General features: G+C 65.6%; 19 protein-coding genes. 12 read left to right on the top strand and 7 right to left on the bottom strand.

Annotated elements, in window-relative coordinates:
- Nucleotides 1-34 precede the first annotated feature (34 nt).
- Nucleotides 35-694 (top strand): class I SAM-dependent methyltransferase, encoded by a 660-nt coding sequence (locus K289_RS0106380; protein WP_027550730.1) that lies wholly within the window; start codon nt 35-37, stop codon nt 692-694.
- Here K289_RS0106380 and K289_RS0106375 read toward each other — a convergent pair.
- From K289_RS0106375 to tpiA, 3 genes are all read right to left on the bottom strand, one after another.
- Nucleotides 661-2,292: a CTP synthase gene (locus K289_RS0106375; RefSeq protein ID WP_027550729.1), complete on the bottom strand. Its 1,632-nt coding sequence runs from the start codon at nt 2,290-2,292 to the stop codon at nt 661-663. The two genes, K289_RS0106380 and K289_RS0106375, sit on opposite strands and share 34 nt — an antisense overlap.
- Nucleotides 2,293-2,458: 166 nt before the next feature.
- Nucleotides 2,459-2,845, bottom strand: a complete 387-nt coding sequence (secG, locus tag K289_RS0106370) for a preprotein translocase subunit SecG (RefSeq protein ID WP_027550728.1) — start codon at nt 2,843-2,845, stop codon at nt 2,459-2,461.
- A gap of 140 nt (nt 2,846-2,985) precedes the next feature.
- Entirely contained in the window at nt 2,986-3,741 is a 756-nt protein-coding gene (gene tpiA, locus K289_RS0106365) for a triose-phosphate isomerase (RefSeq protein WP_027550727.1), read from the bottom strand.
- 212 nt (nt 3,742-3,953) lie between these two features.
- Here tpiA and K289_RS0106360 point away from each other — a divergent pair, with 212 nt between their 5' ends.
- Genes K289_RS0106360 through moaC form a run of 4 tightly spaced genes read left to right on the top strand, consistent with a single transcriptional unit; the run spans nt 3,954 to nt 8,252 of the window.
- Complete coding sequence (locus tag K289_RS0106360) at nt 3,954-5,852, top strand: SurA N-terminal domain-containing protein (RefSeq protein ID WP_027550726.1); 1,899 nt, start codon at nt 3,954-3,956, stop codon at nt 5,850-5,852.
- Between the two features lie 16 nt (nt 5,853-5,868).
- The gene (trpD, locus tag K289_RS0106355) at nt 5,869-6,882 is read left to right on the top strand and encodes an anthranilate phosphoribosyltransferase (RefSeq protein WP_027550725.1); all 1,014 of its coding nucleotides are present in this window, start codon (nt 5,869-5,871) and stop codon (nt 6,880-6,882) included.
- A 7-nt stretch (nt 6,883-6,889) separates the two neighbouring features.
- Complete coding sequence (gene trpC / locus K289_RS0106350; protein WP_027550724.1) at nt 6,890-7,711, top strand: indole-3-glycerol phosphate synthase TrpC; 822 nt, start codon at nt 6,890-6,892, stop codon at nt 7,709-7,711.
- A 1-nt stretch (nt 7,712) separates the two neighbouring features.
- Nucleotides 7,713-8,252, top strand: a complete 540-nt coding sequence (gene moaC / locus K289_RS0106345; RefSeq protein WP_027550723.1) for a cyclic pyranopterin monophosphate synthase MoaC — start codon at nt 7,713-7,715, stop codon at nt 8,250-8,252.
- Nucleotide 8,253: 1 nt separating this feature from the next.
- On the opposite strand, the gene K289_RS0106340 is transcribed toward moaC, so the two are convergent.
- The gene (locus tag K289_RS0106340; RefSeq protein ID WP_027550722.1) at nt 8,254-8,847 is read right to left on the bottom strand and encodes a CGNR zinc finger domain-containing protein; all 594 of its coding nucleotides are present in this window, start codon (nt 8,845-8,847) and stop codon (nt 8,254-8,256) included.
- A 133-nt stretch (nt 8,848-8,980) separates the two neighbouring features.
- Between K289_RS0106340 and K289_RS0106335 the strand changes: the two genes are divergently transcribed.
- Together K289_RS0106335 and K289_RS0106330 are read left to right on the top strand one after the other, a co-directional pair.
- The gene (locus K289_RS0106335) at nt 8,981-10,396 is read left to right on the top strand and encodes an amidase (protein ID WP_027550721.1); all 1,416 of its coding nucleotides are present in this window, start codon (nt 8,981-8,983) and stop codon (nt 10,394-10,396) included.
- A complete protein-coding gene (locus K289_RS0106330) occupies nt 10,393-11,649 on the top strand; it encodes an MFS transporter (RefSeq protein WP_027550720.1) in 1,257 nt (418 codons plus the stop codon). Before K289_RS0106335 ends, K289_RS0106330 begins: the two co-directional genes overlap by 4 nt.
- Here K289_RS0106330 and K289_RS0106325 read toward each other — a convergent pair.
- A complete protein-coding gene (locus K289_RS0106325; protein ID WP_027550719.1) occupies nt 11,630-11,794 on the bottom strand; it encodes a Flp family type IVb pilin in 165 nt (54 codons plus the stop codon). The two genes, K289_RS0106330 and K289_RS0106325, sit on opposite strands and share 20 nt — an antisense overlap.
- A gap of 315 nt (nt 11,795-12,109) precedes the next feature.
- Between K289_RS0106325 and K289_RS0106320 the strand changes: the two genes are divergently transcribed.
- Nucleotides 12,110-14,827, top strand: a complete 2,718-nt coding sequence (locus K289_RS0106320) for an EAL domain-containing protein (protein ID WP_035684000.1) — start codon at nt 12,110-12,112, stop codon at nt 14,825-14,827.
- Between the two features lie 315 nt (nt 14,828-15,142).
- On the top strand, nt 15,143-15,898 hold the full coding sequence (locus K289_RS0106315) for an SDR family oxidoreductase (protein ID WP_027550717.1): 756 nt from the start codon (nt 15,143-15,145) through the stop codon (nt 15,896-15,898).
- A gap of 78 nt (nt 15,899-15,976) precedes the next feature.
- Here the strand turns inward: K289_RS0106315 and K289_RS0106310 are convergent, their stop codons facing one another.
- On the bottom strand, nt 15,977-17,314 hold the full coding sequence (locus K289_RS0106310; RefSeq protein ID WP_027550716.1) for a S41 family peptidase: 1,338 nt from the start codon (nt 17,312-17,314) through the stop codon (nt 15,977-15,979).
- A gap of 294 nt (nt 17,315-17,608) precedes the next feature.
- Here K289_RS0106310 and K289_RS0106305 point away from each other — a divergent pair, with 294 nt between their 5' ends.
- The 3 genes from K289_RS0106305 to K289_RS0106295 all read left to right on the top strand — a co-directional run bounded on the left by K289_RS0106305 (nt 17,609) and on the right by K289_RS0106295 (nt 19,758).
- Nucleotides 17,609-18,742 carry an alpha-hydroxy acid oxidase gene (locus K289_RS0106305; RefSeq protein WP_027550715.1) on the top strand — a complete coding sequence of 378 codons (1,134 nt, stop codon included), beginning with the start codon at nt 17,609-17,611 and terminating at the stop codon, nt 18,740-18,742.
- Between the two features lie 14 nt (nt 18,743-18,756).
- Entirely contained in the window at nt 18,757-19,380 is a 624-nt protein-coding gene (locus tag K289_RS0106300; RefSeq protein WP_027550714.1) for an HAD-IA family hydrolase, read from the top strand.
- A gap of 168 nt (nt 19,381-19,548) precedes the next feature.
- Nucleotides 19,549-19,758, top strand: a complete 210-nt coding sequence (locus K289_RS0106295; RefSeq protein WP_035683996.1) for a hypothetical protein — start codon at nt 19,549-19,551, stop codon at nt 19,756-19,758.
- A 118-nt stretch (nt 19,759-19,876) separates the two neighbouring features.
- Here the strand turns inward: K289_RS0106295 and K289_RS52185 are convergent, their stop codons facing one another.
- On the bottom strand, nt 19,877-20,482 hold the full coding sequence (locus K289_RS52185; protein ID WP_035684139.1) for a hypothetical protein: 606 nt from the start codon (nt 20,480-20,482) through the stop codon (nt 19,877-19,879).
- Nucleotide 20,483 lies beyond the last annotated feature (1 nt).

Below are 20,483 nucleotides of genomic sequence, written 5' to 3'. Positions count from 1 at the left end.
TTGCGAGGCACAAAGCAAAAATGCCGGAGTGCGCATGCCCAATGATTTCCTCTCCTTCTTCCTCGCCTGGATGTCGTCTCCGCGTCGGGTCGGCGCGATCGCGCCGTCGGGCGCAGCGCTCGCCGATCTCATCACGCGGGAAATCACCGCATCGACAGGCCCGATCCTCGAGCTCGGCCCCGGCACCGGCGCGTTCACCTACAAGCTCTTGAAGCGCGGCGTCCGCCAGGAAGACCTCACGCTCGTCGAATTCGGCTCCGACTTCATGAAGCTGCTGCAAGTGCGCTTTCCCGGCGCGCGCGTGCTGTGGATGGATGCAGCGCGGCTCGCGGCGCATCGTCTCTATGATGGGGCGCCGGTCGGCGCCGTCGTCAGCGGATTGCCGCTGCTCAACATGTCGACGCGCAAGGTCGTTTCGAGCGTCGGCGGCGCGTTCAGCTACATCCGCCCCGGCGGTGCCTTCTACCAGTTCACCTATGGCATGAGCTGCCCGGTGCCGCGGCCCGTGCTGGACCGGCTGGGCCTGCGCGCCAAGCTGGTGGATCGTGCGGTCATGAACGTGCCGCCCGCCGCCGTCTACAGACTGACGCGGCGGCCGCAGATGAAGCTTATCACCGGATCGCTCGCGCCCGACGCGTCAACGCCGGTCGCGCCGGGACGTCAGACCAGCCGCGACTGCACCACCGCCGCCTGAATGAACGAGGCGAACAGCGGGTGCGGCTCGAAGGGGCGCGACTTCAGCTCGGGGTGGAACTGGACGCCGATGAACCAGGGGTGATCCTCGTACTCGACGATCTCCGGCAGCACGCCGTCGGGCGAGAGGCCGGAGAATTTCAGGCCGTGCTGCTCGAGGCGATCCTTGTAGGCGGTGTTGACCTCGTAGCGGTGACGGTGGCGCTCGGAAATCTCGGTCGCGCCGCCATAGACCTGCGAGACGCGACTGCCGCGGTTGAGCGCCGCGGGATAGGCACCAAGTCGCATCGTGCCGCCGAGATCGCCGGCTTGCGTGCGCTTCTCGAGTTCGTTGCCGCGCAGCCATTCCGTCATCAGGCCGACCAGCGGCTCCTTGGTCGGGCCGAACTCGGTGGAGTTGGCTTCCTCGATGCCGACGAGATTTCGCGCGGCTTCGATGACCGCCATCTGCATCCCGAAGCAGATGCCGAAATACGGCACGTCGCGCTCGCGCGCGAACTGCGCCGCACGGATCTTGCCTTCCGCGCCGCGCTGGCCGAAGCCGCCGGGCACCAGAATGCCGTTGACGTGCTCGAGGAACGGCGCGGGATCTTCCTTCTCGAAGATCTCGCTCTCGATCCAGTCGAGATTGACCTTCACCTTGTTGGCGATGCCGCCGTGCGAGAGCGCCTCGATCAGCGACTTATACGCATCCTTCATGCCGGTGTATTTGCCGACGATGGCGATGGTGACGTTGCCCTCGGGATTGCGGATGCGCTCGTTGATCTGCTGCCAGCTCTGCAGCGCCGGCGGAATCCGCGAGCCGATGCCGAAGGCGGCGAGCACTTCGTCGTCTAGGCCGGCGGCGTGATAGGCCTCAGGCACCGCGTAGATGTTGTCGACGTCGCGCGCCTCGATCACGGCGCTTTCGCGCACGTTACAGAACAGCCCGAGCTTGCGCCGCTCCTCCTTCGGAATCTCGCGATCGGTGCGGCAGAGCAGGATGTCGGGCTGGATGCCGATCGAGCGCAGCTCCTTGACCGAATGCTGCGTCGGCTTGGTCTTCAATTCGCCGGCGCTCGGGATGTAGGGAAGCAGCGTGAGATGAATGTAGACGGCGTGATCGCGCGGCAGCTCGTTCTTGAGCTGGCGGATCGCCTCGAAGAACGGCAGACCTTCGATGTCGCCGACGGTGCCGCCGATCTCGACCAGCACGAAGTCGTAATCGTCATTGCCGTCGAGGACGAACTCCTTGATGGCGTTGGTGACGTGCGGAACCACCTGGATGGTCGCGCCGAGATAATCGCCGCGCCGCTCCTTGGTGATGATGTTCTGGTAGATGCGGCCCGTCGTGATGTTGTCGGCTTTTGTCGCCGGCCGTCCCGTGAAGCGCTCGTAGTGACCGAGATCGAGATCGGTCTCCGCGCCGTCATCGGTCACGAACACTTCGCCGTGCTGATACGGCGACATCGTTCCGGGATCGAGGTTGAGATAGGGGTCGAGCTTGCGGAGGCGCACCTTGTAGCCCCGGGCCTGCAGCAGAGCACCGAGTGCCGCTGAAGCCAGACCCTTGCCGAGCGAAGAAACCACGCCGCCGGTGATGAATATGTACCGCGCCATGGGACTTAACCTTTAATCCCCCGAATTCGATTCGCCAAAGCGATTCGTCTTCCGCCCCAAAGATTCTGCGGGCCTGTGGGTGAGCCAAAACAAAGAGTGGTGACAGTGCCTTGATGGGGATTGTTGATGCAGGACGGTAGCCGTCGCCCCGCATGGCCCCCCTGCTTTATTGCGACCGCGGCACCTGCGGGCCGGCGGGCGCCTGGTTCTGCTGCTGCTCGTCAGCCTTCTTCAGCGTATCCAGGATACCGCCCGAGGTCGGCGGCGCGACCGGCGCGCCTCCGGCCGGCTGCGTCTGCGACGCCGGCTGGCCGATGATCGACGACGGCTTGCGGTCAAAGCCCGCATACCAGGACAGGAACAGGCTGGTGAGGAAGAAGCCGGCAGCAAGGATCGCCGTGGTCCGTGACAAAAGATTCGCGGTGCCGCGGCTGGACATGAAGCCCGCGCCGCCACCCATGCCGAGGCCGCCGCCTTCCGACTTCTGAAGCAGGACGGCGCCGATCATCACGGCGACGATCATGAGGTGGATGACGATGACAACAGTCTGCATTGTACCCTTCCGTCACAAGCCGACAGCGCCGAGATCGGCGGCCCATCGCGCTTCGCGGGTTTTCCTGAAGTTGCGCGGTGTTACACGATCGGAACGGGCATTGCCACCCCCGATCGGTCCGGATCGCGCTTCGCCTTTAGCTAGGGGCAGCCCTTGGCAATCGCAAGGAAATCGGCCGCCTTCAGGCTGGCGCCGCCGACCAGCGCGCCGTTCACGTTCGGGACCGCCATCAGCTCGGCGGCGTTCGAGGGTTTGACCGAGCCACCATAGAGAATGCGCATCCTGGCCCCCTCGGATTTGAACCGGGAGGTCAGGAGTTCCCGGATAAAGCCATGAATCTGCTCGACATCCTTGGCCGTGGGGGTCAGGCCGGTGCCGATCGCCCAGACCGGTTCATAGGCCACGACCAGATTGGCGGCGTTCGACCCGTCCGGCAGCGATCCGTTGAGCTGACCGCGCAGGATGTCGAGGGTCTGGCCGGCATCTCGCTGGGCCTGGGTTTCACCGATGCAGCCGATCGCGATGACGCCGGCGCGCCAGGCCGCCTCCGCCTTCTGTTTCACGAGGAAGTCGCTCTCGCCATGATCCGCACGGCGCTCGGAATGGCCGACGATGACGGCGGTTGCCCCCGCATCCGCCAGCATTTCGGCGGCGATATCGCCGGTGTGAGCGCCGGACGCCTTGGGATGGCAATCCTGCGCCCCCACGGCCACCGCTTTTCCGCGCGCTTTCTCCGCAAAAGCCGCAACCAGGGTCGCAGGCGGACAGACCAGCAGATCGGCCTTCGCGGTCACTTCTGCCGCACCGGTGAGCATGGCGTCGAATTCGGCACTTGAGGCCTTGAGGCCATTCATTTTCCAGTTGCCGGCGATCAGAGGTCGGATGGCGTCGGTCATGTCAGATTCCAGCGAAATTGGGTTTGCCATGCGCTAGCAGAGCGAGCGCCTCAGTTCCAGAGACCACAGCTCGTTAACACAGCTTAAGGACACGGCAGGTTGCGGGGGAAAAGCCGCCACTTTATGATGCCATATCAATTCGGTGACGCCCTTTCGCGGAATCTGCTTTAAGGCGCGCTCCGGTTCCCTTCCTGCCAAACAAGTTGGACCCAATGCTTCGAGGAATGCGCAAGGCCTCATCAAACTGGCTCGGCAAAACCATTATGGCCGTGGTGATGGGCGTGTTGATCATCAGTTTTGGCATTTGGGGCATCGCCGACATCTTCCGCGGCTTCGGGCAGTCCACGGTGGCCAAGGTGGGCAGCACTGAGATTTCGCTCAACGAATTCCGCCAGACCTACACCGATCGCCTGCAGCAGATCGGTCGCCAGATCGGTCGTCCGCTGACCCCTGACCAGGCGCGCGCTTTCGGGCTCGACCGTCAGGTGCTGCAGCAGACGATCGCGGAAGCAGCCCTCGACGAGGAGGCGCGCCGGCTCGGGCTCGGCCAGTCCGACGACCAGATCCGCCAGTTCATCATGAACGACCCGAACTTCAAGGGCGTCGACGGCAAGTTCGATCCCCAGCGCTTCCAGGCCGTGATCCGCAATTTCGGTTACACCGAGCAGCGCTACGTCGCCGAGCAGCGCAAGGTCTCGCTGCGCCGGCAGATCACCGGCACCATCGGCGCCGGCCTCGAGCCGTCGAAAGCGCTCATCGACGCACTCACGCGTTTCCAGAACGAGCAGCGCGCGATCGAATTCGTCAGGCTCGACGCAGCGCAGGCCGGCACCATCGATCCGCCCTCGCCCGAGGCGCTCGCCGCCTATTTCGAGGATCACAAGGTCCAGTTCCGTGCGCCCGAGTACCGCAAGATTGCTTTTGTCGTGATCTCGCCGGAGGAGATCGGCAAGTGGAGCGAGGTCTCCGACGAGGACGCGAAGAAGCTGTTCGACCAGCGCAAGGACCGGCTCGGCACGCCCGAGAAGCGCCAGATCCACCAGATCGTATTCCCGAACGCCACCGAGGCGCAGGCCGCGCGTGAGCGCCTGACCGGCGGGATGTCCTTCGAGGACCTCGCCAAGGAGCGCGGGCTGAGCGCCTCCGACGTCGATCTCGGGCTCGTGACCAAGTCGGCGCTCAATCCCGCGGTCGCGGACGCCGCCTTCGCACTCCCCGTGGGCGAGATCAGCCAGCCGATCCAGGGCCCCCTCGGCACCGCGATCGTCAAGGTCGACAAGATCGAGCCGGGCGTTGAGGCGAACTACGCCAGCGTCGCAGCCGATTTGAAGCGCGAGATCGCGAGCGAGCGCGCGCGCGCCAAGGTCGCGGACCTCCGCGACAAGATGGAGGACGAGCGCGGCGGTGGTGCGAGCGTCATCGACGCAGCTCAGAAGCTTGGACTCACCGCCGTGACCATCGACGCCGTCGACCGCTCGGGGCGCGCGCCAAACGGCCAGGCCGTTGCCAACATTCCACAGGGCCTCGACGTGGTGTCGCAGGCCTTCAACAGCGACGTCGGCGTCGACAATGATCCGATCGCGTTCCAGGGCGGCTACGTCTGGTACGATGTGCTCGCTGTCACGCCTTCGCGCGATCGCAATCTCGACGAGGTCCGTGACCAGGTCGAGGCGCGCTGGCGCCAGGACCAGATCGCGACCAAGCTGAAGGCCAAGGCGACCGAGATGGTGAAGAAGCTCGAACAGGGCAGCAAGCTCGCAGACGAGGCCGCCGCGATCGGCGCCAAGGTCGAGACTGCGACGGGCTTCAAGCGCGACGACTCGCCGGCCGGCGTGCCCTCGGCCGTCGTCGCCGCCGCCTTCCGCACCGCCAAGGATGGCGTCGCACAGACGCCTGTAAGCGGCGGCAGCGACGTGATCGTCTTCCGCGTGACCGAGATCGTCGATCCCGCGGTCGACTTCGCCTCCGACGCAGTTAAGAAGCTGAAGGACAGCCTCGACCGCGCGGTGACCGAGGAGCAGGTCGCCGCCTACGTCAACAAGCTTGAAACCAACATCGGAACCAGCATCAATCAGGCCGCCTTCGCGCAGGTGACGGGCGCGAACCAGTAATCAGTGAAAGCACGCGATGGACGACCTGAAATCGATCATTGGAAAAGTGGCGACCGGCGCCAGCCTGTCGCGTGACGAGGCGGCAGCCGCCTTCGACGCCGTGATGTCCGGCGAGGCGACGCCCTCGCAGATGGGCGGCCTCCTGATGGCGCTGCGCGTGCGCGGCGAGACCGTGGACGAGATCACCGGCGCGGTCGCGGCGATGCGTTCCAAGATGCTCAGGGTCACGGCGCCCGACGACGCCGTCGACATCGTCGGTACCGGCGGGGACGGCTCGGGCTCGGTCAACGTGTCGACCTGCGCCTCCTTCATCGTCTCGGGCGCCGGCGTGCCGGTGGCCAAGCACGGCAATCGCGCGCTGTCGTCGCGCTCGGGCGCGGCCGACGTGCTGGCCTCGCTCGGGGTGAAGATCGACCTCAAGCCCGACGAGGTCGGGCGCTGCGTGAAGGAATGCGGCATCGGCTTCATGTTCGCCCCTGCCCATCATCCCGCCATGAAGAACGTCGGCCCGACCCGCGTCGAGCTGGCGACGCGCACGATCTTCAACCTGCTCGGACCGCTGTCCAACCCGGCCGGCGTCAAGCGGCAGATGGTCGGCGTGTTCTCGCGGCAATGGGTGCAGCCGCTGGCGCAGGTGCTGAGGAACCTCGGCTCCGAGTCCGTCTGGGTCGTACACGGCTCCGACGGCCTCGACGAGATCACCCTCACCGGCCCGACCTTCGTCTCGGCGCTTGAGAACGGCGAGATCAGGAATTTCGAGGTGACGCCGGAGGACGCCGGCCTGTCGCGCTGTGCGGCCGGCGCACTCAAGGGCGGCGACGCCGACGCCAACGCGACGGCGCTGCAAAGCGTGCTCGACGGCAAGCCGAGCCCCTTCCGCGACGTCGCACTCATCAACGCTGCGGCCGCGCTGGTCGTGGCCGGGCGCGCCAAGGACCTCAAGGAAGGCGTCGCGATCGGCGCGAAGTCGCTCGACAGCGGCGCGGCGAACGCGCGGCTGAAACATCTGATCGCCGTCTCCAACGACTGAAGGCGCCATGTCGGACATCCTGACCAAGATCGAGGCCTACAAGCGCGAGGAGATCGCCGCAGCCAAGCGCACGCAGCCGCTGTCGGCGGTCGAGGCGAAGGCCAAGGCGCAAGCCGCGCCACGCGGCTTCGTGGGCGCGATCAGGGCCAAGCACGCCAGCGGCGATTACGCGCTGATCGCCGAGGTCAAGAAGGCATCGCCCTCCAAGGGACTGATCCGCGCCGATTTCGATCCGCCGCTGCTCGCCAAGGCCTATGAGGCCGGCGGCGCCGCGTGTCTGTCGGTGCTGACGGACACGCCCTCGTTCCAGGGTCATCTCGACTTCATGGTGGCCGCGCGCGCGGCAACGTCGCTGCCGGTGCTGCGCAAGGATTTCATGTTCGACATCTACCAGGTGGCTGAGGCCCGCGCGCATGGTGCCGACTGCATCCTGATCATCATGGCCGCTCTCGACGATGCCACCGCGAAGGATCTCGAAGACGCCGCTCTCTCCTACGATATGGATGTGCTGATCGAGATCCACGACCGCGCCGAGCTCGACCGGGCGCTGAAGCTCCGCTCGCCGATGATCGGCGTCAACAACCGCAATCTGCGCACCTTCGAGACGACGCTCGCGACCAGCGAGGCGCTGGCGCCGCTGATCCCGCGGGACAGGCTGATGGTCGGCGAGAGCGGCATCTTCACGCCCGCCGACCTTGCCCGGCTCGAGCGCGTCGGCATGTCGACCTTCCTGGTCGGCGAGAGCCTGATGCGGCAGGCGGACGTGACAACCGCCACGCGCGCGCTGCTCGCGCGCGAAGCTTCGGCGCGCGCAACTGGCACACGCTGACATGGCGCAAAAGCCTGCCAAGTCTGACAAGGCCAAGTCTGACAAGGCCAAGCCTGATGCCAAGGCGAAGCCAGCTCTCACCCATATCGGCGCCTCCGGCGAGGCGCGGATGGTGGATGTCTCGGACAAGCCCGCGACCGAGCGGGTTGCAGTCGCGGAGGGCTGTGTCGTCATGAGCAAGGCGACGCTGGATCTGATCCGCTCCGGCAATGCCAAGAAAGGCGACGTGCTCGGCACCGCGCGCATCGCCGGCATCATGGCGGCCAAGCGCACCTCGGAGCTGATCCCGCTCTGCCATCCGCTGGCGCTGTCGAAGGTCACGGTCGACATCGAGCCCGACGCGAAACTGCCGGGCTGCATCGTTCGCGCTACCGTGAAGGTGACGGGCCCGACCGGCGTCGAGATGGAGGCGCTCACCGCGGCGTCGGTCGCCTGCCTCACCATCTACGACATGATCAAGGCGGTGGAGCGCGGCGTCCGCATCGAGGGCATCCATCTCGTCGAGAAGATGGGCGGCAAGTCCGGCCACTACCGCGCCTGATCTATTTCGCCTCGCGCTGCCGCTCGCGATAGGCACGCGTCTTCATCCGATTGCCGCACAGCGTGGACATGCACCAGCGCCGCGTCGATGGCTTCGATCGGTCGAAGAACACCCGGCGGCATTCCCCCGACGCGCACATCTTCAACCGGTCCAGCGTCCCCAGAAGCGTTGCGTCATGAAGCTCGATCGCAATCGTCGAGAGGCCCGCGAGCGCATCCACGCGCGCGGCCGATAGTATTGCGCCCCGCCCGGCGCGCGCCTCCACCCGCAACGGAAACGGCGCGAGCGCGTCATCGAGCGCGCCGAGGACGTCCTTGTTCCGGCGTCGCTCGGCCGGTTCGCACTGCAGATAGGCGCGCAGCGCTTCGCGCAGACGCAATGCGGTCTCGAACATCGCCGGCGTGACACGTCCGGCGTCGCGGCCAAGTCCGCGCTCCTGCATCCAGTCCGCAAGTTGCTTCGGCCCGCCGAGCTCGTCGCTCTGCGGGTGCTCCACGCCGAAATGCGTGAAATGGCGGACATCCAGCGTGTTGGCGAAGTCGTAGACGTTCGCCAGCGCGTCGGGAACCTTGAACTTGCGGGACTCTTTCGACATCGGAACACCAGAAATGGAACACCAGTAAAACATATTTACTGGTTGACGGCAACCAAACACCTGTATCTTATTTATACTGGTGTCGATCTTAGGATCGATCGCTATCGCGATAACAAAAATGGAGACGCGAGCCGTGGCCGACGCCCTGCACTATCTCGAGCTCACCGAGCTCGCCGCACGCCTCGAGGCGCGCGACATCTCCGCGCTCGACGTAACGCGCGCGCAACTCGATCGCATCGACGCCCTGGACCGAGAACTCGGCAGCTATGTTCACGTGATGGAGGAGACCGCCATTGCCGAGGCGAAAAACGCGGACGCCGAAATCGCACATGGCCGGTATCGGGGCCCGCTGCATGGCGTTCCGATTGCGCTGAAGGATCTGTTCTGGACCAAGGGCATACCGACGGCGGCCGGCACCACGCTTCATCGCGATTTTCGCCCCGGCGAAGACGCAACCGTCGTGCGCCGGCTCAAGGACGCCGGCGCCGTGGTGCTCGGCAAGGTGCAGCTCACCGAGGGCGCCTATTCCGATCACCATCCGCTGGTGACACCACCGAAGAATCCGTGGAATGCCGCATACTGGCCGGGCATTTCATCCAGCGGCTCGGCAGTCGCGACGGCCGCCGGACTTTGCTTCGGCTCGCTCGGCTCCGACACCGGGGGCTCGATCCGCTGGCCGTGTGCCGCCAACGGCCTGACCGGGCTGAAGCCAAGCTGGGGCCGCGTCAGCCGTCACGGCACGTTCGAACTGGCCGCGACGCTCGACCATGTCGGACCGATCGGCCGCAGCGCGGCCGATGCCGGCGTGCTGCTCGGCGTCATCGCCGGACACGACCCGAACGATCCGACGTCGCTATTCGACCCCGTGCCCGACTATCTGGCCGCGGCCGCACGGGACGTGCGGGGCCTGCGGATCGGCGTCGACGCCGCCTGGAACGGCGACGACATCGACGTCGCGACGCAGCGCGTGTTGGCGGACGCGATCGACGTCTTTCGCGCGCTTGGCGCTGACATCGTCGACGTCGGGTTTCCCGACGTGACGCAGGCGATCGCCGACTGGGCGCCGAATTGTGCGGTGGAAGCCGCGGTCGCGCATGAGGCGACCTATCCTGCCCACAAGGACGAGTATGGTCCGATCCTCGCCCCGGTGATCGAGGCCGGTCGCGCGCTCCCGGCACTCGATTATCAGAAGATCCTGCTGCGGCGGCTGGCGCTGCGCGGCCGGGTGACTGCACTGTTCGAGACCATCGACCTGCTGCTGATCCCGGTGCACCCGTTCCCGCCTGTGACACTCGCCATGATCCGGACACTTGGCGAGCAGCCGGACCTTGTCGCGAAACTGCAGCGCTACACCTGCCCATTCGACATGACCGGTCATCCCACGATCACGCTACCGGGCGGTGCTGCGGCGGACGGACTGCCGGTCGCGTTCCAACTCGTTGCCGCTCATCTCGACGAGGCCGTGCTCGTGCGCGCCGGCGCTGCGTTCCAGCGCGCCACGTCCTGGCACCGTCGCCATCCTTCCCTCACCTCGCGGAGGCTACAATGACCGTTCAAACCGCGCTGGCTCCTCGGAGCATTTTCCATGGCTGGTTCGTTGTCGCGGCGGCATTCGCCGTCATGTTTGTCGGCTTCGGCTCCGCCTACACGTTCAGCGCCTTTCTCGAGCCGCTGCAGCGCGATTTCGGCGCCTCGCGCGGCTCGATCTCGCTGGTGTTCTCGATCGCGGGCTTCCTCTACTTCGCGCTCGGCCTCGTCAGCGGTCCCCTCGCTGATCGGCTCGGCTCGCGGCCGCTTGCCGTCGCCGGCATGATCCTGATCGCGGTCGGGCTCGCGGCCGCTAGCGCCGCGCACTCCCTTGTCGAGGTCTATCTCGCCTATGGGCTGGGTGTCGGCGTCGGAATCGGCTGCGCCTATGTTCCCGCGATCGGCGCGGTGCAGCGCTGGTTCGTGAGGCGCCGCGGCTTTGCCTCCGGGCTCGCGGTCAGCGGCATCGGGCTCGGCACGCTGGCGATGCCGCCGCTCGCCTCATTGCTGATCGCATCGGTGGGCTGGCGTGGCGCTTATCTGGCGCTGGGCGCCATCACGCTGATACTGGGCGGCGGGCTCTCGCTGCTGATCGAGAACGATCCGAAGGATCGCGGCCTCGGCCCCGACGGCGATTCGATCCGCGACGTCTCGGGCGCAACCAGCAGCGACGGCGCTTCGGTGCGTGAGGCCGTGCGGTCGACACGATTTGCCGGCCTCTACGTGTCGTGTCTCGTCTGTTCCTTCGGCGCCTTCGTCCCGTTCGTCCATCTCGTGCCCTACGCGCGCGATCACGGGGTCGCAGCATCCTCTGCCGTGCTGCTGCTCGGGATGATCGGGGCCGGCAGCACGGCAGGCCGCTTCTTTCTTGGTGCGCTTGCCGACCGCATGGGCCGCGACCGCTCGCTGATCATGGTGCTGATCGGAATGGCGTTCGCCATGGCGATCTGGGGCGTTGCGAAGGAGGTCTGGGCCCTCGCCGCCTTCGCCTTCGTCTACGGCGTGTTCTACGGCGGCTGGGTCGCGGTGCTGCCCTCCGTGGTGATGGACTATTTTGGCGGGCGCAACGTCAGCGGCATCATCGGCATTCTCTACACCAGCGTTGCGTTCGGCACGCTGATCGGCCCGAGCGCCGCCGGCTTCGTCTACGACGTCAACCACAGCTACACGCTGCCGATCCTGCTCAGCGCCGCCGCCAATATCGTCGCGGCGCTGATCGTGGTGGCGATAGTGGCGCGCGGCGGAACGCACGCGGTCAGCGCAGCGACGCGCTGATCGATCCGAATTTGGCATTGAGCTTGGAGCCGAGGCCATTGACCACGGTGATGATGGCGAGCGCTATGCCGGCGGCGATCAGGCCGTATTCGATCGCGGTCGCGCCGGATTCATCGGCCAGGAAGTTCTTGAGCGTGCTTTTCATGGTCTGTCCTCACTTGCATGACAAGAACGCAGGCTCGCAAATGACGTGCCAGTGCAGCCGGCCAGCATCGCCAGACGCTTAGATGGTTAAGCAACGGTTGATCGCCGCGCGGACCGGCAGGAATTGACCGGCAGGGCGGCCTCTTCGGCAATTCCTGCTCGCCTTGCGCGTCGCACTTCGCTTGCATTTGCGCGGGCTGATTCAGCCTGCATTAACCGCACTTCCTAACGTCGCCTCCATACCGTTCCCGTAAACCAACGGATGTTTCCAGGCTCAAGAACTGATCCTGGCGTGTGCACGACAGCGATCGAGATCATGACGAGATACGGCAGCCGCCTCCTCGACCAGGTATTCGTCCGCAGCGGACCGATCCGCTGGCTGGTCGTGGGCGGCGCACTGCTGATTGCGGCCATCGCCGTCGGCGCAACACTGATGGCACAGAACTTTCGCGAACGCGCGTTGCGCAACAGCGGCCGCGAGCTGGAGAACACCGTTCTGCTGCTCGCCCATCATTTCGATCAGCAGCTGCAGGATTTCGCGGTCATCCAGAAAGACTTCATCGACCACGTGCGCCTGACAGGGATCACGACCGCGGAGGATTATCGCAAGCGCCTCTCCGGCCAGGACACCCACCGGCTGCTGCGCTCGAAGATCGAGGCGTTGCCCTATATGGGCGGCGTCAACGTCATCGACGCCGACGGCAATGTGATCAATTCGTCGACGGTGTGGCCGGCCCCGAAAGTCAACGTCGCCGACCGCGCCTATTTCCGGACCTTCAGGTATGATCCCAACTCGCCGGACGTGCTGATCGCGCCGTTGCACAGCCGGATCTCCGGCGCATGGACCATCCTGATCGTCCGCAGGATCGTGGGCCCGAACGGCGAGTTCATGGGCATGATCGGACGCGGCATCGAGCCTGCCAATTTCGAGAAGTTCTTCGAGTCCGTGCTGCTCGGCGAAGGCGCCACGATCTCGATGCTGCACCGCGACGGCACGCTGCTGGCCCGCTATCCCCATTCGAGCGAAATGATGGGGAAGAATTTCAAGACCGGCCCGTTCGAGCAGCAGAGGATCTTCGGGCTCGATCATTTCGCCGGGCGCATCACCAGTCCGGTCGACGGCGAGGACCGGCTGATCTCAGCACGCGCCCTGCCCCACTTCCCGATCCTGATGATGGCCACCACCACGCGCGCAGCGGCATTGACCGACTGGCGCGAGCAGATCTTCATCCTGATCTCGGTCGCGGGCGCCTCTGCGCTCGCCATCGCAGGCGTCCTGATCGCGATCGTGCGCAAGCTCCTGGAGCAGCACCGCCTCTCGCGCGAACGGCTGACGCTGGAAAAGCTGCGTCTGGACCGTGCCGTCAACAACATGACCCAGGGCCTGCTCTTGTTCGACGCGTCGCAGCGGCTCGTCGTCTGCAACCAACGCTACATCGAAATGTACGGCTTGTCGCCGGAGGTCGTGAAGCCCGGATGCAGCTTCCACGATATCATCGCGCACCGCAAGGCGACGGGGTCTTTCAGCGGCAATGCGGATCAATACGTCGCCCGCGTGCTGCGCGACGTCCACGTGCGCAATTCCATGGTCGTCGACACCTCCGACGGCCGCTCGATCCACATCCTCAACGAACCGCTCGCCGATGGCGGCTGGGTGGCGACGCATGAGGACGTCACCGAGCGGCGGCGCATCGAGGAGCGCATCACCCACCTCGCCCATTACGACGCGCTGACCGACCTGCCCAACCGCGCCATGTTCCACGAGCATCTGCGCGAGGCGCTGTCCGGCATCATCGGCGGCGAAGAGCTTGCGGTGCATTACATCGACATCGACGAGTTCAAGGGCGTCAACGACGCGCTCGGCCATCTCGTCGGCGACGAGCTTCTGAAAGCAGTCGCGGCAAGCCTCGACCGCTGTGCGGGGCCGACCGATTTCGTGGCGCGCCTCGGTGGCGACGAGTTCGCGATCGTGCAGACCGGGGTAACCTCGGTGGACCAGGTCAATGAGCTCGTCGCGCGCGTCTTCGCCGCGATCCGCACGCCTTTCGACTGCATGGGCCACCATCTCACCACCGACGCCAGCATCGGCATCGCGCTGGCGCCGCGGCACGCGACAGCTCTCGATCAGATCCTGAAGAACGCTGATATGGCGATGTACGCCGCCAAAGCCGCGGGCCGACGCACCCATCGCTTCTTCGAGCAGGCGATGGACGCGCGCGTGCGCGAGCGGCGGCAGCTCGAGATCGATCTGCGCCACGCCATCGCCCACGGCGGCCTCGAAGTCTATTACCAGCCCTGCCTCAGCCTGAAGGACGACCGCATCACCGGCTGCGAGGCCCTGGTGCGCTGGCGCCATCCCGAGCGCGGGATGGTCTCACCGGCCGAGTTCATCCCGATCGCCGAGGACACTGGCCTGATCAACGAGATCGGCGAATGGGTGCTGACGACCGCTTGCCGCGAGGCCGCGAGCTGGCCCGACGACATCCGCCTCGCCGTCAACGTCTCGCCGGTGCAGTTCAAGAGCGGCACGCTGGTGCTGAAGATCATGGCGGCGCTCGCCGCGTCCAACCTGCCGGCGAGCCGGCTCGAGCTCGAGATCACCGAGGCCGTGCTGATCCGCGACGACGAAACCGCGCTTGCGATCCTGCACCAGCTCCGCGCCATCGGCGTGCGCATCGCGCTCGACGATTTCGGCACCGGCTACTCGTCGCTGAGCTATCTGCACCGATTCCCGTTCGACAAGATCAAGATCGACCGCGGCTTCGTCAGCGACATCGCGGGTCCCGACGGCTCGTCCAGCATCGTGCAGGCCGTCGTCAACCTCGCCAGCGCCCGCCGCATGACCACCACGGCCGAGGGCGTAGAGACCGAGGAGCAGCAGCGCCTGTTACGTACGCTGGGCTGCTCCGAGATGCAGGGCTATCTATTCAGCGCGGCAAAGCCGGCCGACAAGGTCGTGGAGCTGTTCGCGCTCCATCGCAGCCGCCTCGCCCAGCGCCGCGGCCACGAGGGCCGCCGCCGCGAGGCGGGTTAGAGACCCTCGCGCCACCGGGACTTGACGATACTGACCTGCCGACGTATTTCCACGCTTGCAGCTGTCGTTATGTCGCTGCCGTAGGCGTTACCGTCATCCAACGCGTCCTTTGTCGAGAGGATCCCAGCAGGGAGATCTCGATTCACGAGACGCCACGGTCATGCCATCACTCTCCCGTCCTCGCGGTCATTCACTGGTCCATCACGTCCATTCCCCCGGCGCCTGCCCGCGCCGGAATGCATGCCGTCGTGCCAGGATTGTCCGCGCTCGCGCTTGCTGGATTGCCGTGGCTCCCAACTCCATTGAGAGGCAACCATGAAGATGACTGGCAACACGATCCTCATCACCGGCGGCACCAGCGGTATCGGCCGCGCGCTTGCTGAGGCCCTCCACGACCGCGGTAATCGCGTCATCATCGCGGGACGACGGCAGGCCCTGCTCGATCAGATCACGGCCGAGCGCCCCGGAATGGTCGGCCAGCCGCTCGACCTCGACGATCCCGCGGCGCCATCGCGCCTCGCGACTGAAGTTCGTGCGCGCTTCCCCGAGCTCAATTTTCTCATCGCCAATGCCGGCATCTCCAAGGCGGAGGACCTGACCGCGGATGGCTGGAACGTCTCCGATGCGGAAGCCATGGTGGAGACCAACATTTTGGGCGTGCTCCGCGTAGCCGGGGCATTCCTGCCCATCCTGAAGACGCAGCAGAATGCGACGATCATGGTGACGAGCTCGAACCTCGCCTTCGTGCCGCGCGCCGACTTTCCGACCTACTGCGCCAGCAAGGCGTTCCTGCACTCATGGCTCCAGTCGCTGCGGCATCAGCTGCGCAACATCCCCATCGAGGTGCTCGAGCTCGCGCCGCCTTACGTGCAAACCGAGCTCACCGGCGCACAGCAGGCGAGCGACGCGCGCGCCATGCCGCTTACTGCCTATGTCGCGGAGGTGATGCAACTCCTGGAGTTCGCGGTTCATCCCCGCGGCGAGGTGCTGGTCGAACGCGACCGTACCCGGCGCTGGGCCGAGCGCGAGGGCCGCTACGAGGCAACCTTTGCCGCGATGAATCCGAGCTGAGATCCTCCCAAAACGAATTCGCCCGGGAGTGGCTATCCACTCCCGAGCGATGTCGGAGGTCACAAGGACGGATAGAGCTTAGTTCGGCACCGCGGTCTTCGGTGCCGGCTTCGCAGCCGCGGCGTTCACGGTGACGCCGTGCAGGAAGTCGAAGGCCGCGTGCAGGGCCTTGTCGTCCTTCTCTTCCGGCGGGACGTAGGACTGCGAGCCGGTCTGCTCGGTGCCGTCGGCAGCGGAGAGATGGCCGCGCATCGAGGCCTCGCCCATGGTGTCGACGCGGCCCTTCAGCTCGGCCGGCACGTCCTGGAGAATCTCGATGTCGGGCGCGATGCCCTGGGCCTGGATCGACCGCCCCGACGGCGTGTAGTAGCGCGCCGTGGTCAGCGCCAGCGCGCCATTGCCAGAGCCGAGCGGGATGATCGTCTGCACCGAACCCTTGCCGAACGAGCGCGTGCCGATCAGCGTTGCGCGCTTGTGGTCGTGCAGCGCGCCGGCCACGATCTCGGAGGCCGAGGCGGAGCCGCCGTTGATCAGGACGATCAGCGGCTTGCCCTTGGTGAGGTCGCCGCCATGCGCCGTGAAGCGCTGGGTCTCTTCCGGATTGCGGCCGCGGGTCGAGACGACCTCGCCGCGCTGCAGGAAGGCGCTCGATACCGAGACGGCCTGGTCGAGCAATCCGCCCGGATTGTTGCGGAGGTCCATCACATAGCCCGCGAGCTTCTCCGGCGGGATTTCCTTGGAGATCGACGCGATCGCTTTCTTCAGGCCGTCGGTGGTCTGCTCGTTGAAGGAGGTGACGCGGATATAGCCGATGTCGCCGTTCTCGACGTGGAACCGCACCGGGCGCACATGGATGATCTCGCGCGTGATCGCAATGTCGAGCGGGACATCCGCACCCTTGCGCACGATGGTGAGCTTGGTCTTGGTGTCGACCGGCCCCTTCATCTTGTTGACGGCCTGCTCGAGCGTCATGCCCTGCACGGCCTCGCCGTCGATCTTGCTGATGAGGTCGCCGGACAGAATGCCGGCCTTGGACGCCGGCGTGTCGTCGATCGGCGAGACGACCTTGACGAGGCCGTCCTCCATCGTGACCTCGATGCCGAGCCCTCCGAACTCGCCGGAGGTGGTCTCCTGCATCTCGGTCCAGGACTTGTCGTTCATGTAGCGCGAATGCGGATCGAGCGAGGTCACCATTCCCGTGATCGCGCCTTCGATCAACTTGGCGTTGTCGGGCTTCTCGACATAGCTCGCCTTCACGCGCTCGAACACCTCGCCGAAGAGGTTGAGCTGGGAATAGGCATCATCTGCAGTTACCGCCGCCCGCGCCGCCCAGTGTCCGCCTTGCGGACCGGTCATCAGAAGGGTCAGACACGCGCCGGTGAGCGCGCCGAGGGGAAACAGCAGGGATTTCCGCATGGATGGGGTGGCCTTTTCGCTTGGGGCTTGGGAGGCGCCATGCAAATGGCGATCCAGCCCGTTTCTCACAATACCATTCTGGTTTCTTCAAGGCCGGCCTGCGAAGCCGGCCGGTACACCGTAAAATCCGCTTCGTGGTGGCCTAAATTTTTGGCAACGTTCCGACACCGTTTCGCGCCCGGCGGGACTCGGTCGGCCCGCCCACGCCTTGCAGCTATGCGATTTTAGGATGGTTTTGGAGTGCCGGACGGGATAGGCGATGACTTAAGGCTTCAAATTCTCGGGAGGATAACAATGAACGAAGCGCCCCGCATCCGGCCGGAACGGAACGTCGAACTCGGCGCCAGCAACGAGCCGTTCCAGAACCTGCACGAATTCATCCGGAAGGCGCGCTCCAACCTCAACCAGAACGCCTGGGACTACATCGTCGGCGCAGCCGAGACCGAGACCACCATGCGCCGCAACCGCATGGCGCTCGACGAGATCGCATTCCGCCCGCGCGTACTGCGCGACGTCAGCAAGGTCGATGGTTCCGTCGAGCTGTTCGGCCGCAAGATGCGCCTGCCGGTGGTCCTGGCCCCGGTCGGGGCGCTCGAGATATTCGATCCGGATGGTGCGGCCAGCGTGGCGCGCGGCGCCGGCGCATTCGGAGCGGCGCACATGCTGAGCTCGGTGTCCGACCCGGGCCTGGAAAAGACCGCCGAGGCCGCGCCCGATGCGCTGCGCTTCTATCAGCTCTATGTTCGCGGCGACGACGCCTTCGTCGAGGATGTCGTCAGCCGGGCCGTGAAGCACACCTATGCCGCCTTCTGCCTGACCGTCGATACCGCTCATTACAGCCGTCGTGAGCGTGACATCGCCAAACGCTATGTTCGCGAAAGCCGGCTGCGCGCCACCGGCGGCGACTTCCAGAAGGGGCTGGAGTGGCGGACCGTGAAGATGATCAGGGACAAGTTCAAGATCCCGCTGATCCTGAAGGGAATCGCGACCGCAGAGGACGCGCTGATCGCTATCGATCACGGCGTCGAATGGATCTACGTCTCCAATCATGGCGGCCGCCAGCTCGACCACGGCCGCGGCGCCATGCATGTGCTGCCCGAGATCGTCGAGGCCGTGAATGGACGCGCCAAGATCATGGTCGATGGCGGCTTCTGCCGCGGCACCGACATCGTCAAGGCGATCGCGGCGGGCGCCGACATGGTCGGGATCGGCCGGCTGCAGTGCTGGGCGCTGGCGGCTGCGGGCGAAGCCGGCGTGACGCGGATGCTGGAGCTCTTGGAGGATGAGGTGCTGCGCTGCCTTGGCCTGCTGGGCGCCACCTCGTTCGCCGAAATCGACAAGTCCTGCCTGCATCCGGCAACCGCTACCAACGCGCCGAGCGTATTCAGCGCGTTTCCTCTGCTCGACATCGAGCCGTATCGATATTGATCTGAAAGGACGCAATGACATCGCTCTCTCCCGGCAGCGCGGATGCCCTTCTGTTCGATCTCGGGCGCGTCGTGCTCGACATCGATTTCTCCAGGACGATCGCCTGCTGGGCGGGACATGCCGGCTGCAAGCCCGAGGCCATCGTGGCGCGCTACGTGCGTGACGAGGCCTATCGGCTGCATGAGACCGGCAAGCTCAGCGACGAGGCGTACTTCGACTCGCTGCGCTCATCGCTCGGGATCGGCCTTTCGGATGCGCAGTTCCTGGAGGGCTGGAACGCGGTCTTTACCGGCGAGATGCCCGACATTGCTGAGCTGCTGCCACGCGCTGCACGGCACATGCCGCTCTACGCCTTCTCCAATACCAACCAGCCGCATGTCGACTATTTTTCGAAGGAATATGCCGACCTGCTCGGCCATTTCCGCGAGCTGTACCTGTCCTCCAGCATCGGCCTGCGCAAGCCCGATGCGGAAGCCTTCGACCACGTGGTGGCCGCGATCGGCGTGCCGGCCGGGCGCATCGTGTTCTTCGACGATCTCGCCGAGAACGTCGAGGGGGCGAGGGCCCGCGGACTGACGGCGGTGCACGTCACCTCACCCGTCGACGTCCGCAATGCGCTCAAGGCGCTCGGGATCTGAGCGCGGGCGTCCTGGGGCTTGGTCGATCCTGCCGATGGTTCCCCGGAACCGGCTCCCCGCGATGAGGAACCAACTCACTTTGTGCAATTTCGTACAAAGTTCCTGGAACGGAATCCCTGATTCCGGACTCTAAGAGTCCGTTGGGATTTCTACACCGGACTTATCGTCGTGTTGGGCAAAACCTACCTCACCAAGCAGGCCTCTCTTCTGCTCCAATTCGCCAGAAGCACCTCGGACTCGGATCTCTCGGCCAAGCTCGTCAGCAAGGCCGCCGATCTGAAGTCTCAGGCCGACCCCCTGCCCGACAAGGATCAGAGTCCCAAGGCGCCCGATGTGACGTCCGACGCCAGCCCGAACGAGCCAACAGGAGCGGATTGATGTTGGCCATGGCCCTCGTCGCGCTCGTCCTTGCGATCGCCACGCTGGTGCCAATCTGCCTCGTCATCCAGTCGCGCCGGGCCTGAGGCACGCATTCGACTGACCGCTGGATGGTCCCCTATTCCTTGACGGCTTCCGGCTTCGGCGCGGGCAAGGATTTGTGAGCCTGGGCGACCGGTTGCTTCTGGGCCGGCAACGACTGCGGCGCGGAGGATGCCGGCGCCGGTGCCGGCGCAGCCGGCGGCACCGGCGCGGCCTGCCCGAGATTGACGGACAGGCCGAACAGCCGCCACTGCCCGCCCACGGGCGCAAACAGCAATTCGAAATTGACCTGCGGCGGCACCGAGGGAAAGAAGCCGGCCATGTGCAGCATGCCGTTACCCTCGATCTGCGGCAGCACGGTCAATTGCGGATCGAGCGCGGCAACGCCGGAGAGGTCGATATTGTCGTTGCGCTGCTTGGCAAAGATCTCGGCGAGCTTCGCTGCCGTGTTGACCTGAAATCCGGGCGCGCCGAGATCGCGCAGGACGGTGTAGTTGCCGGTCTTGTTGGCCTGGTCGAGCGCGAGCAGCGACGAGCGGATCATGATCAATACGCCGTTGCGGTCGATGTTGGCCGGGGTCGGCGTCGCATGCGGCGACGGCTTCGGGCCCTCGCTCCGCACCTCGCGCAGCGGAAGCGCGGCCGTCGCAAGGCACAGAATCAGTGCCGCTTTCGATCGCATG

The organism is Bradyrhizobium sp. Cp5.3, from assembly GCF_000426265.1.
GTDB classification, from domain to species: Bacteria; Pseudomonadota; Alphaproteobacteria; order Rhizobiales; family Xanthobacteraceae; genus Bradyrhizobium; species Bradyrhizobium neotropicale.
This window is presented reverse-complemented; position numbering and strand designations above follow the sequence as displayed.

Bases quoted from the DNA above. Each gene is read 5' to 3' on its own strand.
- K289_RS0106380 (WP_027550730.1), top strand. From the start codon at position 35: ATGCCCAATGATTTCCTCTCCTTCTTCCTCGCCTGGATGTCGTCTCCG.
- K289_RS0106375 (WP_027550729.1), bottom strand. From the start codon at position 2,292: ATGGCGCGGTACATATTCATCACCGGCGGCGTGGTTTCTTCGCTCGGC.
- secG (WP_027550728.1), bottom strand. From the start codon at position 2,845: ATGCAGACTGTTGTCATCGTCATCCACCTCATGATCGTCGCCGTGATG.
- tpiA (WP_027550727.1), bottom strand. From the start codon at position 3,741: ATGACCGACGCCATCCGACCTCTGATCGCCGGCAACTGGAAAATGAAT.
- K289_RS0106360 (WP_027550726.1), top strand. From the start codon at position 3,954: ATGCTTCGAGGAATGCGCAAGGCCTCATCAAACTGGCTCGGCAAAACC.
- trpD (WP_027550725.1), top strand. From the start codon at position 5,869: ATGGACGACCTGAAATCGATCATTGGAAAAGTGGCGACCGGCGCCAGC.
- trpC (WP_027550724.1), top strand. From the start codon at position 6,890: ATGTCGGACATCCTGACCAAGATCGAGGCCTACAAGCGCGAGGAGATC.
- moaC (WP_027550723.1), top strand. From the start codon at position 7,713: ATGGCGCAAAAGCCTGCCAAGTCTGACAAGGCCAAGTCTGACAAGGCC.
- K289_RS0106340 (WP_027550722.1), bottom strand. From the start codon at position 8,847: ATGTCGAAAGAGTCCCGCAAGTTCAAGGTTCCCGACGCGCTGGCGAAC.
- K289_RS0106330 (WP_027550720.1), top strand. From the start codon at position 10,393: ATGACCGTTCAAACCGCGCTGGCTCCTCGGAGCATTTTCCATGGCTGG.
- K289_RS0106325 (WP_027550719.1), bottom strand. From the start codon at position 11,794: ATGAAAAGCACGCTCAAGAACTTCCTGGCCGATGAATCCGGCGCGACC.
- K289_RS0106320 (WP_035684000.1), top strand. From the start codon at position 12,110: ATGACGAGATACGGCAGCCGCCTCCTCGACCAGGTATTCGTCCGCAGC.
- K289_RS0106315 (WP_027550717.1), top strand. From the start codon at position 15,143: ATGAAGATGACTGGCAACACGATCCTCATCACCGGCGGCACCAGCGGT.
- K289_RS0106310 (WP_027550716.1), bottom strand. From the start codon at position 17,314: ATGCGGAAATCCCTGCTGTTTCCCCTCGGCGCGCTCACCGGCGCGTGT.
- K289_RS0106305 (WP_027550715.1), top strand. From the start codon at position 17,609: ATGAACGAAGCGCCCCGCATCCGGCCGGAACGGAACGTCGAACTCGGC.
- K289_RS0106300 (WP_027550714.1), top strand. From the start codon at position 18,757: ATGACATCGCTCTCTCCCGGCAGCGCGGATGCCCTTCTGTTCGATCTC.
- K289_RS52185 (WP_035684139.1), bottom strand. From the start codon at position 20,482: ATGCGATCGAAAGCGGCACTGATTCTGTGCCTTGCGACGGCCGCGCTT.